Origin of the sequence: Donghicola eburneus (assembly GCF_900115865.1) — a bacterium.
In the GTDB taxonomy this organism is placed as follows: Bacteria; Pseudomonadota; Alphaproteobacteria; order Rhodobacterales; family Rhodobacteraceae; genus Donghicola; species Donghicola eburneus.
Genome location: NZ_FOXY01000006.1, coordinates 20,375 through 33,711 on the forward strand (window position 1 = coordinate 20,375; position 13,337 = coordinate 33,711).

The 13,337-nt window shown below is 55.6% G+C and carries 13 protein-coding genes; 7 read left to right on the plus strand and 6 right to left on the minus strand.

Annotated features, from left to right (window positions below; translation table 11 throughout):
- Window position 1: 1 nt before the first annotated feature.
- A complete protein-coding gene (locus BM225_RS11790; protein WP_092464459.1) occupies window positions 2-394 on the plus strand; it encodes an H-type lectin domain-containing protein in 393 nt (130 codons plus the stop codon).
- On the opposite strand, the gene BM225_RS11795 is transcribed toward BM225_RS11790, so the two are convergent.
- Window positions 395-1,090, minus strand: coding sequence for an arylesterase (locus BM225_RS11795; protein WP_092464461.1), 696 nt, complete (start codon window positions 1,088-1,090; stop codon window positions 395-397).
- On the opposite strand from BM225_RS11795, the gene BM225_RS11800 reads away from it, so the two are divergent.
- Together BM225_RS11800 and BM225_RS11805 are read left to right on the plus strand one after the other, a co-directional pair.
- Window positions 1,089-1,775, plus strand: a complete 687-nt coding sequence (locus BM225_RS11800; RefSeq protein ID WP_092464463.1) for an ABC transporter ATP-binding protein — start codon at window positions 1,089-1,091, stop codon at window positions 1,773-1,775. The genes BM225_RS11795 and BM225_RS11800 overlap by 2 nt on opposite strands.
- The gene (locus tag BM225_RS11805; RefSeq protein ID WP_092464465.1) at window positions 1,772-4,288 is read left to right on the plus strand and encodes an ABC transporter permease; all 2,517 of its coding nucleotides are present in this window, start codon (window positions 1,772-1,774) and stop codon (window positions 4,286-4,288) included. The genes BM225_RS11800 and BM225_RS11805 overlap by 4 nt, the downstream gene beginning before the upstream one ends.
- A 2-nt stretch (window positions 4,289-4,290) precedes the next feature.
- Here the strand turns inward: BM225_RS11805 and trxC are convergent, their stop codons facing one another.
- Window positions 4,291-4,740, minus strand: coding sequence for a thioredoxin TrxC (gene trxC, locus BM225_RS11810; RefSeq protein WP_092464467.1), 450 nt, complete (start codon window positions 4,738-4,740; stop codon window positions 4,291-4,293).
- A gap of 145 nt (window positions 4,741-4,885) precedes the next feature.
- Between trxC and BM225_RS11815 the strand changes: the two genes are divergently transcribed.
- From BM225_RS11815 to BM225_RS11825, 3 genes are all read left to right on the plus strand, one after another.
- On the plus strand, window positions 4,886-5,443 hold the full coding sequence (locus tag BM225_RS11815; protein WP_092464469.1) for a gamma-glutamylcyclotransferase family protein: 558 nt from the start codon (window positions 4,886-4,888) through the stop codon (window positions 5,441-5,443).
- A 66-nt stretch (window positions 5,444-5,509) separates the two neighbouring features.
- On the plus strand, window positions 5,510-5,710 hold the full coding sequence (locus BM225_RS11820) for a CsbD family protein (RefSeq protein ID WP_072702500.1): 201 nt from the start codon (window positions 5,510-5,512) through the stop codon (window positions 5,708-5,710).
- Between the two features lie 185 nt (window positions 5,711-5,895).
- Window positions 5,896-8,190, plus strand: a complete 2,295-nt coding sequence (locus tag BM225_RS11825; protein WP_092464471.1) for an arginine/lysine/ornithine decarboxylase — start codon at window positions 5,896-5,898, stop codon at window positions 8,188-8,190.
- Between the two features lie 237 nt (window positions 8,191-8,427).
- Here BM225_RS11825 and BM225_RS11830 read toward each other — a convergent pair whose 3' ends face one another.
- Window positions 8,428-9,081 (minus strand): ABC transporter ATP-binding protein, encoded by a 654-nt coding sequence (locus BM225_RS11830; protein WP_072702534.1) that lies wholly within the window; start codon window positions 9,079-9,081, stop codon window positions 8,428-8,430.
- Window positions 9,082-9,096: 15 nt separating this feature from the next.
- Window positions 9,097-10,464 (minus strand): KpsE/RkpR family capsule polysaccharide export protein, encoded by a 1,368-nt coding sequence (locus BM225_RS11835; protein ID WP_092464473.1) that lies wholly within the window; start codon window positions 10,462-10,464, stop codon window positions 9,097-9,099.
- 253 nt (window positions 10,465-10,717) lie between these two features.
- On the opposite strand from BM225_RS11835, the gene BM225_RS11840 reads away from it, so the two are divergent.
- The gene (locus tag BM225_RS11840; RefSeq protein ID WP_245780468.1) at window positions 10,718-11,539 is read left to right on the plus strand and encodes an ABC transporter permease; all 822 of its coding nucleotides are present in this window, start codon (window positions 10,718-10,720) and stop codon (window positions 11,537-11,539) included.
- A 3-nt stretch (window positions 11,540-11,542) separates the two neighbouring features.
- Here BM225_RS11840 and BM225_RS11845 read toward each other — a convergent pair whose 3' ends face one another.
- Together BM225_RS11845 and BM225_RS11850 are read right to left on the minus strand one after the other, a co-directional pair.
- Window positions 11,543-12,649 (minus strand): glycosyltransferase, encoded by a 1,107-nt coding sequence (locus tag BM225_RS11845; protein WP_245780469.1) that lies wholly within the window; start codon window positions 12,647-12,649, stop codon window positions 11,543-11,545.
- 49 nt (window positions 12,650-12,698) lie between these two features.
- Window positions 12,699-13,211, minus strand: a complete 513-nt coding sequence (locus BM225_RS11850; RefSeq protein WP_072702537.1) for an acyloxyacyl hydrolase — start codon at window positions 13,209-13,211, stop codon at window positions 12,699-12,701.
- Between the last annotated feature and the right edge of the window lie 126 nt (window positions 13,212-13,337).

Below are 13,337 nucleotides of genomic sequence, written 5' to 3' on the forward strand. Positions count from 1 at the left end.
GATGCTTGCGTCGTCCAGATTTGTTCAGCAAATCACGATGATTCCTGGCGCGTTCCAGGCCATCTCTGCCCAAGATGAGTTATTTAACCACTGCGACACCAATGAATATATGTGGAGCGGTGAAGGCGCCCGTCAGGTGCGTTGGGATTTTACGTTTGATCAGCCCTTCGCCGCGCCACCGGTTGTGTCGGCGGGCCTGTCTGGGATGGACAGTTCCCAGTCAGAAAACCTGCGATTTAATATCCGCTGCACCGAGATTACCGCCGAAGGCTTCACCCTTCTGTTTGACACATGGGACAACACGCGGATCGCGCGTGCTGGCGTATCGTGGTCAGCGCACGGCATTGCGGTGGGCAAAGCGCGGGGTCCAATCGCCGCTAAAGCCAAGGATTAATTAACGGGATTTGTTCGCTAATTCAACCACATAGGGACCAAGATCGGCGACGATCTTGGCCACGCCTTCGGCATTGGGGTGGATGCCGTCTGGCTGCATATAGGTGCGGATGTTTTCTTCGGTGATGCCATCTTCGGTCAGCGCGTCGAAAAAACTATGATAATAGAGGGTGTCGTGCGCTTCGGCCAGCTCTGGGTACATGGACTCGAAAGCCTCTTTGTAGGCAGTGCCGTAATTAGAAGTGGCTGTCATGCCGACCAGCAGGACGTCCACGCCCCTTTCCTCGGCGGCCAATAGAATTCCCTCTAGGTTTGCGCGACTGACCGCAGGGTCGATCCCGCGCAGCAGATCGTTGCCGCCCAATGCCACGATCATTGCGTCGACGTTATCGGTCAGCGTCCAGTCCACGCGCGAGAGCCCTCCTGCAGTGGTGTCGCCCGACACTCCAGCGTTCAAAACCTCGACGTCCTCGCCGCGCGCGGTCAGCCAGTCCTGCAATTGTGGGACAAAGCCCTCGCCCTGCGGCAGACCATAGCCTTGGGTTAGGCTGTCACCCAGAGCGGCAATAGTGACTTCGGCGGCAAGCGCGGACGTGGTTGTGCAGACGCAAACAGCTAAAGCTGCGACCAAACTCTTGCTGCCGTTGCGAAAGGCCCCATATCCAACCGATATGCCTGAAAGGATTTGCGCTGACATGAGTACCTCCGTTCTTTCCCTCAAAGATGTGAGTTTGACGCTGGATGGCAATGCTGGTCCGGTCACAATCCTGCAAGACATCTCTCTTGAGGTCGAAAAAGGTGAGTCTCTAGCGTTGGTCGGACCATCGGGCTCGGGCAAGTCGTCGTTGCTGATGCTTCTTGGTGGTCTGGAGCGGGCAACGGAGGGCAAGATAACCTGTTTGGGCGAAGATCTGACCGCTGTGAATGAAGATCGCCTTGCACGGTTTCGGCGCGATCACATGGGCGTTGTGTTCCAATCCTTTCACCTCATCCCAACCATGACAGCGCTAGAGAATGTTGCGACCCCGCTAGAGTTGGCTGGGGTTGCTGACGCAATGGCTCGCGCCGCTGCAGAACTCGAGGCCGTCGGACTTGGCCACCGCTCTGGCCACTATCCTGGTCAAATGTCAGGCGGAGAGCAGCAGCGTGTCGCGCTTGCCCGCGCTGTCGCAACCCGCCCGAAAATTCTATTGGCCGATGAGCCAACAGGCAATCTGGATGGCGCCAACGGTGATGCCGTGATCAAACTGCTCTTCGACTTGCGCGATCGTCATGGCGCGACCCTGATCCTTGTGACCCATGCGCCGGAATTGGCAGGGCGGTGTGACCGTCAGCTTCGCCTCACCGATGGCAAAATTGTTCGTACGGAGCAGGCTGCATGAGCCTCCCCTTACCTCTTCGTTTCGCGTTTCGAGAACTGCGCGGCGGCTTGCGCGGTTTTTACATTTTTCTAGCATGTTTGGCGCTTGGGGTCGCAGCAATCTCTGCGGTTGGCACCGTTCGCAGTGCCATCGACCAAGGGATTTCCTCCGAAGGCGCGGCACTTTTGGGCGGTGACGCTGAGATTGAACTGACCTACCGCTCTGCCAGTGCAGATGAACTGGCGTGGATGGAGAGTGTGTCTGAAGCCCTATCCGCGATCGTCGATTTCAGATCGATGGCTGTTGCGGGCGAAGAACGCGGCCTGACGCAGGTGAAGGCCGTCGACAGCGCTTATCCGCTGGTTGGTGCGGTCCAGCTCTCACCCTCCATGCCGCTTGAAGTTGCCTTGGCTGGCAATGGCTCTCTACCAGGCGGAATCATGGCGCCTGCTCTGGTTGATCGACTTGGCCTGCAGGTCGGAGACAATTTTTTATTGGGCGATCAAGAATTTGTCTTGATGGCAGAATTGGTCAGAGAGCCTGATGACGCGGGGGCTGGCTTTGGCCTTGGCCCGCGCACCATCGTCAGGACACAGGATTTGGCTGCGTCGGGGCTACTGACCCCCGGTTCGATTTACGAAACCGACTACCGGCTGCTGCTCCCAGAGGGCACCGATTTGGACGCCACACGCGAAATGGCCGAAGATACATTTTCTGGCGCAGGCATTCGTTGGCGAGACTCCCGCGATGGTGCGCCCGGCGTCTCGCGATTTGTAGACCGACTCAGTTCATTTTTGGTAATCGTCGGCCTGTCGGGGCTCGCGGTTGGTGGGGTCGGTGTCTCGGCTGCGGTCAGGGCCTACTTGGCGGGGAAAACCGGTGTCATAGCCACGCTCAGGACTCTCGGGGCGAGCCGCCGGACGATCTTCCTAACCTACTTTCTGCAAATTGCGATCCTGAGCGCAGTTGGCATTACGCTTGGCCTAATTCTAGGGGCGGGCTTGCCACTTTTGCTCGCGCCGCTGATTGCAGAGAGCCTTCCTATTCCGGCCGTTTTCTCAATCTATTGGCTACCTTTGATTGAGGCTGCTCTTTACGGCACCCTCGCTGCGCTTCTGTTTACGCTCTGGCCCCTCGCCCGAACCGAAGAGGTCCGACCCGCAACCCTTTTCCGTGACGCGATGGCGAGTGCGAAATTATTGCCGCGCCTCCCATATGTCATTGCTGCTGCACTTCTTCTGGCCGCATTGGTTGGCGCAGCGGTCGCCTTTTCTGCAGCGGCGGCACTTACTTTGTGGACCGCTGCCGGTATCGCGGGCGCTCTGTTTGTGCTGGCTTTGGCTGCGGCTGGAACGCGAAAATTAGCACGTGGGGCCAGCCACCGCCGACGTCAAACTGGTCCATTACGCTGGGCTCTCGCTGCGGTTGGTGGCCCACAGCAAGAGACCGGAGCTGTCATTCTGTCTTTGGGTTTGGGATTGTCAGTGCTGGCTGCCGTTGGGCAAATCGACGGAAACCTGCGTAACGCGATTTCACGAGATCTACCGGATGTGGCCCCGAGCTACTTTTTCGTCGATATCCAGCCCGATCAGCTTGATGGGTTCATGGAGCGCGTCACGAATGATCCGGCTGTAAGCCGTGTGGATACTGCGCCGATGCTGCGCGGCGTGATTACGCAAATCAATGGCATCCCTGCCCGCGAAGTCGCCCCTGACCACTGGGTGGTGCGTGGGGATCGCGGGATCACATATGCAGCGAAGCCGGACAGCCGCACGACAGTCACCCAAGGCAGCTTTTGGCCCGAAGATTACACCGGCGATCCACAAATTTCGTTCGCAGCCGAAGAGGCCGAGGAATTGGGGCTATCCCTTGGCGATACCCTGACTGTGAACGTTCTTGGTCGTGACATCGCAGGCACGATCACCAGTTTTCGCGACGTCGACTTTTCGACGGCGGGAATCGGCTTTGTCCTAACGATGAACCCGGCAGCGCTTTCAGGCGCGCCGCATACCCACATTGCGACGGTCTATGCGACCCAAGAAGCCGAGGGCGCGATTCTGCGCGATGTTTCGACCGCCTATCCGAATGTGACTGCCATCGGCGTCAGGGACGCGATCAACCGGGTTGCAGAGGTCATGTCTGGCATTGCTGCGGCCACGTCGTACGGCGCCGGCATGACCCTGCTCACGGGTTTCTTGGTGCTCATTGGCGCGTCCGCAGCGGGTGAGCGGGGTCGAACCTATGAGGCGGCAATCCTGAAAACGATTGGCGCGACCCGTGGGCAAATTCTTAATAGCTTTGCCTTGCGCGCCATGCTGATGGGCGCTGCCGCGGGCGTGGTCGGCCTGATTGCTGGGATCGCAGCTGGTTGGAGCGTTAGCCATTTCGTAATGGAAACCGATTTCTCGGTAATTTGGTCCTCTGCCGTAATTATTATCGCTGGTGGGATCGGTGCGAACCTTATTGCGGGGCTTGCCTTTGCGTGGCGGCCATTGGCCGCGCGCCCCGCAGGCGTTCTGAGGGCGCGCGACTAAAGTCAGCGCGCCTTGACCGAGGTGAGGCCGCTTGCGAATTGAACAATGCCGGCCATTTGAAGGGCGCCGACATGTCGCCCCACCTCGCGTCCGTTTCGAAATCCGATCATCGCGGGAATGCCGCGGATGTTGTAGCGTCCGTTGACGGTCTGATGCTGCTCCGTATTCAGCTTGGCCAAGCGCACCGATCCCTTGAGGCGTTCTGCCGCCATGCTAAATTGGGGCGCCATCGCGCGGCAGGGACCGCACCACGGTGCCCAAAAGTCGACGACCAAGGGTAGCGCAGTGTCCTGAGCCGCTTTTTGCAAGGTAGACGGGGAGATTTCGGCGACCTTGCCGGTAATCAGCCAGCCGCCGCACTTTCCGCATTTCGGGTTGTCACCCAATTTTTCTGGCGGGACGCGGTTGGGCGTTCCGCAATCCAGGCAGGTCAGTCTATCGTTCTGTGCCATGCCATCCTCCGATATATACATTCATGTAATGATATGTATTTCGCACTGATTAGCTTCAACCCCTCTTGCGTGAGAACGGCCGCCATCGCAACCAAGGCCGCATCGGGAGTTGACGTTTCTGTGCCAAAGCCCCACTTCTCGGGCCATGGCAGATCCATTCTTTTTCGGCTACGGCAGCCTAGTGAACCGAACCACCCACGTCTACGAGGACGCCCACCGCGCCAAAGCCTCTGGCTGGCGTCGGACTTGGCGGCACACGGCATTGCATCCGGCCCCATTTCTAACCGCGATCCCCTGCGAGAAAACGGAAATTGATGGACTTATTGCTCATGTGCCTGGGGGCGATTGGGCGGCTCTGGATGCGCGCGAAACTGGCTATGACCGTTTGCCTGCGACCCATCAGGTCACCCACCCCGTTGAGCGCAACATTGAAGTGGCAATCTATTCGGTTCCTGAGAAACTCGAGATACCTGACCTGCGGCATCCCATTCTGCTGAGCTATCTGGATGTGGTTATTCAGGGCTACCTACGCGAGTTCGGCGAGGCTGGTGCACTTCGGTTTTTCGAGACCACCGATGGTTGGGATGCCCCGATCAAGGATGATCGCGACACGCCCGAGTATCCGCGACATAGAGTTCTAAGCCCCCAAGAGACCGATTTCGTTGATGCGCAACTTCGCGCTCTTGGCGTTGCTCCGATTTAAAAATAGGCGGAACCAAATCACGTCCAGAGCGTTCTCTAAACATCAGTTATTTAAGGAGTTTGAGAGATGAACTGGGATATTGTCGAAGGTAAATGGGACCAATTCAAAGGTAGCGCCAAAGAGAAGTGGGGCGACATGACCGATGATGACGTCACCGAGATGGAAGGCAAGCGCGACAAAGTCGTGGGCAAGCTTCAGGAGAAGTACGGCTGGACCAAAGAGAAGGCCGAGCAGGAAGCGGATGCTTTCCTGAGCGAGAACGCCTAAGCCTCAGATCAATGTAATTCGCAAAGGGCGGGCCAGATGATTGGCCCGCCCTTTGTGCGCGAGCAGCCCCTTGACGGGGCCTGTGCAACGCGAAACAACGAGAGAAGTCTTTTCCAAGGCTATCGATTCAGCGGGCCCCGCCCCCACCCTATGCAAGGCACAAAGTGCGCCGGTAGGAGACTTCCATGAAATTCCGTTTTCCCATTGTTATCATTGACGAAGATTTCCGGTCAGAGAATTCGTCCGGATCTGCGATCCGCGCCTTAGCCAATGCGATAGAGGAAGAGGGTTTCGAAGTTCTTGGGGCTACCAGCTATGGCGACCTGTCGCAGTTCGCGCAGCAACAGTCCCGTGCGAGCGCTTTTGTTCTGTCAATCGATGACGAGGAATTCACGCCCGGCCCCGATCTGGATCCAGCCGTTCTGAATATCCGAACCTTCATTGAAGAGGTGCGTTGGAAAAACGCGGACGTGCCGATCTATATCTATGGCGAGACAAAGACGTCGCGCCATCTGCCGAACGACATCCTGCGCGAATTGCATGGCTTCATCCACATGTACGAAGACACGCCTGAATTCGTGGCGCGCCACATCATCCGAGAGGCCAAAAGCTACCTCGAAGGGATCCAACCACCATTCTTCCGCGAATTGCTCGACTATGCAGAAGACGGATCGTACTCTTGGCATTGTCCGGGACACTCTGGCGGTGTGGCCTTCCTCAAGTCACCGATCGGTCAAATGTATCATCAGTTCTACGGCGAAAATATGCTGCGGGCTGATGTCTGCAACGCGGTCGAAGAACTTGGGCAGCTTTTGGATCACAACGGCGCTATTGGCGCATCAGAGCGCAATGCTGCGCGGATTTTCAATGCGGATCACTGCTTTTTTGTGACAAACGGGACCTCGACGAGCAACAAAATGGTCTGGCACCACACCGTCGCGCCAGGCGATGTTGTCGTAGTAGACCGCAACTGCCACAAGTCTATCCTGCATTCGATTATCATGACTGGCGCTATCCCGGTCTTCATGAAGCCGACACGGAACCATTGGGGTATTATTGGACCCATCCAGAAATCCGAGTTCCATCCGGACACGATCAAAGCCAAAATCCGTGCGAACCCATTGCTTGAGGGGGTAGACCCCGAGAGCGTGAAACCGCGCGTGATGACATTGACCCAGTCGACCTATGACGGCGTCCTATATAACACCGAAACGATCAAAAGCATGCTTGATGGATACGTCGAGAACCTACACTTCGACGAGGCATGGCTGCCCCACGCGGCTTTCCATCCGTTTTATGGGACGTACCATGCGATGGGCCGCAAGCGTGGTCGCACCAAGAAATCGGTGACGTATGCGACCCAGTCGGTTCACAAGCTGCTGGCTGGTATCAGTCAAGCAAGCCACGTGCTTGTTCAGGATGCCGAAGAAACAAAGCTTGATCGGCATCTCTTTAACGAAGCCTACTTGATGCACACGTCGACCTCGCCCCAGTACTCGATCATCGCAAGTTGCGATGTGGCCGCCGCGATGATGGAGCCTCCGGGTGGAACCGCGCTGGTCGAAGAAAGCATCGACGAAGCGCTCGATTTCCGCCGTGCGATGCGCAAAGTGGACGAGGAATTCGGTGCGGACGAATGGTGGTTCGAGGTTTGGGGCCCCGAGGAACTGGCCGACGAAGGCATGGGCCGCGCTAAGGATTGGGAACTGAAAAAGACCGATGCCGAGGGCGTGAACGCATCTGATGGCGAGGACAGCTGGCATGGCTTTGGGGACATGGCGCCAGGGTTCAACATGCTCGACCCGATCAAAGCGACCATTATTACCCCCGGCCTGAACATTGACGGCCGTTTCGAAGAGACCGGAATTCCCGCATCCATTGTGTCGAAATATCTGGCTGAGCACGGAGTCGTTGTTGAGAAAACAGGGCTTTATAGCTTCTTTATCATGTTCACGATCGGCATAACCAAAGGTCGCTGGAACACGCTGGTTGCGGCGCTGCAGCAGTTCAAGGACGATTTCGACAAGAACCAGCCCATGTGGCGCGTCATGCCTGAATTCTCTGCCAAACAACCGCGGTGGGAGCAGATGGGTCTACGCGATATGTGCCAACACGTACACGCAATGTACTCGAAATACGATGTCGCGAGGCTGTCGACTGAAATGTACCTAAGCGATCTGCAGCCAGCGATGAAGCCGTCGGATGCTTATTCTCATATTGCGCGCCGAACAACCGAGCGCGTGTCGATTGATGATCTCGAAGGGCGCATTACCACTTCACTGGTAACCCCCTACCCGCCGGGCATCCCATTGCTGATCCCGGGGGAAGTCTTCAACCGCAAAATTGTCGAATATTTAAAGTTCAACCGTGAGTTTGCGCGTGAATGTCCAGGGTTTGAAACGGATATCCACGGCCTTGTACAAGAACGGGATGCAGACGGCAAAATGCAATATTTTGCGGATTGCGTTCGTCAGGAATAGCCGACGTTGGGAAAAGCGCTCTCTGGGTCGACTAATGCACCAATTCACGAGCTTGAGAGTCGGAAAAACAATCAAAATTTTAACACCCGCCATCAATGTGGAGGCGGGTTGGCGCCTTTTAGCGCCGATCAGAACTCCAGGTTAGAGATCAGGGCGGTACGTGTGCCGCTTTATAATGAGCGCTGCGTACCTTCGTGTAGCGGAGCCTTTAGGTGAAATTTATCTTTTGCTTCGTTTTCAATCAAGCATCGCTTCGTGGACAGCAATCGCCTCGTCCAGATCGTCAAAGTACCTTGCACGACCATGCTCCAGCACGACGCCAGCGTTACAGAAATTTCTGACGTCTTTCATGTTGTGATTCACCATGATGGCGCTGGATGTTTGCATACGCTCCGCAAAAATACGTTTGCTTTTTTTCTTAAACGCGCGGTCGCCGACAGCGGTGACCTCATCGACGAGGTAGGTATCGAACTTAATGCCCATCGAGCAGCCGAAAGTCAGTCGCGAACGCATTCCGCTTGAATAACTGCGCATGGGCATGTGGTAGGATTTTCCGAGCTCAGCGAAATCTTCAACAAATGCGACAAGATCATCTGTATCCACGCCATAGATACGAGCCACAAAGCGGACGTTCTCAGCGCCGGTCAGGTCTCGGTGGAACGATCCACCGAGTCCAACGGGCCACGAAATGGACCCGTCACTGACAATGCGGCCACTGTCGGGGCGTAAAATCCCAGCAATAATCTCGAGCAGGGTGGATTTACCGGCACCGTTCCGACCCAGAAGTGCCAATGAGCGGTCCGAGGGAATGGTGAGGTTGAGATTGTTGATCACGACCTTCTTCTCGCCCTTTAGTCTGAAGCTCTTGGTTAGATTTTCGAGCCGTATCATGCTCTATACACCTGCTTAGCTTCGGTCTCTGATCGAATAGTAGATGAGGACACCGATCGACCAAATGAACAGCAGGAACAAGGAAGCGAGTCCACCAATCATCACTCTCTGGGGGGCCTCTGCTTCTTGTGCCAAGCTTGGGCTGATGTAAGTGGCAAGATATCGGCTTTGGCGCGAGGCATTGTCGCGCGCCGCATCAAGAGCGGTGAGAGCGGCACGATACGTCTCTTCGGCAAACTGCAGGTCGACGTTAAGCCGTTCGTATTCCGACAAGAGCGCAGGATAATCTTGCGAAGATGCGACATCTTCGCCTGAGGAGGTTAGGTTTGCCCGCTCCAACTGGATCCGCTCTTTGATCACGGCAATGCGCTGTTCGGACTTTTGAACACGGGGATCGTTTGCGCCGACCGAACCGAGCAAGACGTCGTAGTCAATCAGAGCCTGGGCCAGCTGCTGTTGCAGGTTATTCATCACGCCCATGCGCCCCTGAATGTCCGCTGTGGGATCGACGATCTGGGTGCGTGTCCGGAACTGCGTTAGGGCTTCACGTGCGTCCTTAAGTCGTTCCAAAGCTTCGGCCAAATCGGCCTCCGCATAGCCCATTGCATCAGATCGTGCCTGCTCGTTCAGCGTATTGATGCGCGTCTGGCTTGCGCCGAGAATGGCCTGAGTTATTGCCTGCGAGTATTCCGCGTCGTACGCGCTGGCTTGAACTTCGATAAGACCAGAGCCACTGTCGTAAGAAATTTTGACCACGCGGCTCCAGTACCAAACCAGTTGCTCTATCGAAGCATCAGGCCAAATCGCAAAAGCCCAGTCAGTGGGCCAATGCTGGCTATAATGCTCTCGTAAATCGAGTTGCTGATCTACGACGCGCACCATCTCTTGGCTCTGAATAAACTCAAATAGAATGTCGCTATCAGACGCCGTACTGGCGGACGCGAAGCTCGCCAATCCTCCGAGCAAATCACTGGCACCAGAGTTTTCTTGGCTGCGGACCGTAAAGCCGGTGGTAGATACGTACTGGTCCTCGGCAACCGTCCATAGATAGGTATTGACAGCGACAACCGGCACAAGGACGAACAGGAAAAAGCTAAGAATGACCCCCCAATGGCGGCGCTTCATTCGTGCAGGGCGCGCCAGAGGAAATTCCGCCGCGCTTGCGCGTGCGTCATCAAGTTCTTGTTCGAGCGCCGTGATCTTCGCTCGAAGCTTGCCCTTGAGTTTCTTGTTGTTGCCGCCGTTCCCCTTGTTCTTGCCAGAACGATTGGTATTCCCTCGTTGTCCTGAGGCGGTGTTCTTTGCATGCTTTCGGACTTGGTTCCGAGGTTGCGCCGATGTCTCGTTTTCCACGGAAAGTGAAGGGGACTTGGTTTCCGTCATAGGCTTTTGTTGTCCTCAGGGGCAATCATGTTGCAGCCATGTGGCCTGTCTGCTCTCTTCGACAGTTAGACCTATGGCTCTTGAAATGCAACGCGTTCGCGTTTTGTCTTGAACACTTCTTTGTACAGGTTTTGCCCCTTGTGCGACGAACTACGATTTGTAATTGAGTGAAGACTGCAGCGTGCTGCAGTCCGAGTGAAGGACTTGCGAAACGCTCACCAGTCAGTTCCGCATTAGGCGAAGGATGCTCACATTGGTTGACCAAAACGCAGCAGGACTTGTCGCAAAGCGCCGGGCACAGAGCACGAAGCGCTCTTTTGCCTCTATGCGGACTATCTCTGCGCTTGTCCTGCGAGAGATGTCGACCCGATATGGAAGAACGCCGGGCGGCTACATCTGGAGCCTACTTGAGCCGATCGCAGCAATTTTGTTTTTGTCGTTAGGCTTTTCGCTCGTAATCCGGACCCCCCCACTCGGAACGAGCTTCTTGCTGTTTTACACGACAGGCTTTTTGCCGTTCAATATGTACAACAACATCTCGAACACGACGGCTCGGGCGATTAACTATTCAAAAGCGCTTTTAAAATTCCCAGCAGTGACTTGGTTGGATGCGATTTTTGCGCGGTTATTGTTGAACAGTCTTACGAACGTGCTGATTATGGTGCTGCTCATCGGCAGCGTGTATTTTATTGTTGATGCGCGATCAACTGTCGACGTGCCTTTGGCCCTTTTGGCTGTCGCGCTGTCAATTTTCGTTGGTTTCGCGGTTGGGACTGTAAACTGCGTATTGCTCGGCCTGTTCCCACTGTGGGAACTTGCCTGGTCAATCATCACCCGTCCACTTTTCATTGCTTCTGGCGTGTTATTTCTCTATCGCGACCTTCCTGAAGGGGCGCAGCAGATTCTTTGGTTCAATCCAATCATGCAGATTACTGGCATGATGCGGGCTGCTTTCTACTCCACCTACGACGCGTCCTATGCGAGCGTTTCATATATACTAGGTGTATCTCTTGCTCTTCTGACGCTCGGATTGATTTTGATGGGACGGTACCATCAGGACATTCTGAATCGGTGATGGTCAGGATTTTGCGATCCGTAAAACTTGCTGATGGACGCGTTTCCTACGCCCGAAAATCCCATCAAGCATGGCCAAGGACAGTAGTTTGAGGAAATCGAGGCGCTCACCCTCGTGGCTGCGCGTTTTCAAGAGCCATTTGGGTAAAATCACGAGCATCGTGGGCCAGAACATCAGTCCCGCCGCCATCTTGTAGAGGATAAGCAAGTTTCTGTGGTAGTAGTAGGCCTTCCACAAAGGAACGAACCTGCCCCGTTGGGCGCTCGCGTTGTCGCCGGCTGTAAACGTCCCCATGTCATGTTCGAAAAGAACGGTGGGTTCGAAACCAATCTTCTGTCCCGACTTTGTGAGCTCGAGCGTATAAATCCCGTCGTCTCCGTAAATAAAGAGATCTGGGTCGGGGTAACCAATCTTGCGTATGGCGCGAGCGGAAATGAAAAAGCCCACAAAAGACGTGACGTCGATCTGCATGCTCGGACCATCATAATCTGAAGGCTGTACGTGAAAGCCTGAACGCCCCCCTCCAAATAGCGTGCGAACGAATTCTTTGCGGTGCCAGAATGGATTACGAGAGGGCCGGTTCATCTCACAAATTTCGCCGGTCGGAAAATAAACCGCGGCTGCGATGGCGTCCCATTTGTCTTCGGGGATGGCATGAAACCGTGTCAGAGCGCCTTGGGCAGGGCGTCCATCGTCGTCCATTACAACCAGCCAGTCAGGGGTGTGCGCGCCCATCGCGCGGCGCATGCCGGTGGCAAAGCCCCCTGCCCCACCCGTATTCTCGCCGCTGTGGATGATGTCGAGTCGTGTATCCCCGTCCGAGACCAACTCGCTCTCATAATCATCGAGCCAATCTTTGGTGCCATCTGTCGAGGCATTGTTCACCACGACCACCGCTGACAACTCGTCAGTGCTGCTTTCAAGCAGGCGTTCTAGCGTCACCTTTAACTTTTCCAAGCGATTATACGTTACCACGACAGCCACGAGCCGTCTGTTCAAAGCGGGCGTCAAAGCTTCGCCGATAGGGTCGGAAACGGTGCGTGTCAAAGGCTCGGATCTCAATAGCGTCTTATCGGCGAAAACACATAATCCGCCGATGGTGTCAATCAATTCACCTCAGGGGGAAGTCAGCCACAGTGAATATCGGTGCCCCGGCAGTTCAGTTGGTCGGAATCGACACGCGTAGGTGGACCGTTTCCAAGCCCATGTTGCTGTCATAGATTCCCGCGTTTGATCGGTGGTCGTAACCCAAACCAATTCGCATTCCATTGCGGGCTTCATAGCCAAGCTCAACACCCGAACGGAACTCGATGGGGCCACCTAGGTCCACGCCGTCGCCTTGGACGTAGAGACCCGGCATCGCGTGGAATTCCAGATAGCCCGCGCCGAAGGTTGTGTCCCAAGACTGACCAACGCCGATCCAGCCATCGTTATCGTCTGTCAACGACAGGCCATAGATTACTTGAAACGGGCCATAGGCCAGCGAGGTGTCACGGCGCACGTAAAATTCGGTACCGAATGGGTCATCTTGGAAATAGGTCTCGCCCAAGGAAAAAGACATTCGGCTGTCGACTTCGTTCGGGCCAAGACAGCTGCCTGTCGGGCAGTAATTCGAGCCCATATCCAGCAGTCCCAGCGCTAGGGTGAGAACAGCAAAAGTACCGTCAGCCACGAAAATTCTCCTTGGTTGCCTGTCTGCGCTGGTTCATGTGACAGCACATGCCAAGCGTGTCTTCAAAGTCTTTGGAGAACAGGTAAGGCACACGCTCGCGTTTTGCACGAGAAAACAGTGGACCAT

Coding starts and splice junctions, on each gene's coding strand:
- BM225_RS11790 (WP_092464459.1), top strand. CDS start 2: ATGCTTGCGTCGTCCAGATTTGTTCAGCAAATCACGATGATTCCTGGC.
- BM225_RS11800 (WP_092464463.1), top strand. CDS start 1,089: ATGAGTACCTCCGTTCTTTCCCTCAAAGATGTGAGTTTGACGCTGGAT.
- BM225_RS11820 (WP_072702500.1), top strand. CDS start 5,510: ATGAACTGGGATATTGTCGAAGGTAAATGGGACCAATTCAAAGGTAGC.
- BM225_RS11815 (WP_092464469.1), top strand. CDS start 4,886: ATGGCAGATCCATTCTTTTTCGGCTACGGCAGCCTAGTGAACCGAACC.
- BM225_RS11830 (WP_072702534.1), bottom strand. CDS start 9,081: ATGATACGGCTCGAAAATCTAACCAAGAGCTTCAGACTAAAGGGCGAG.
- BM225_RS11825 (WP_092464471.1), top strand. CDS start 5,896: ATGAAATTCCGTTTTCCCATTGTTATCATTGACGAAGATTTCCGGTCA.
- BM225_RS11835 (WP_092464473.1), bottom strand. CDS start 10,464: ATGACGGAAACCAAGTCCCCTTCACTTTCCGTGGAAAACGAGACATCG.
- BM225_RS11795 (WP_092464461.1), bottom strand. CDS start 1,090: ATGTCAGCGCAAATCCTTTCAGGCATATCGGTTGGATATGGGGCCTTT.
- trxC (WP_092464467.1), bottom strand. CDS start 4,740: ATGGCACAGAACGATAGACTGACCTGCCTGGATTGCGGAACGCCCAAC.
- BM225_RS11805 (WP_092464465.1), top strand. CDS start 1,772: ATGAGCCTCCCCTTACCTCTTCGTTTCGCGTTTCGAGAACTGCGCGGC.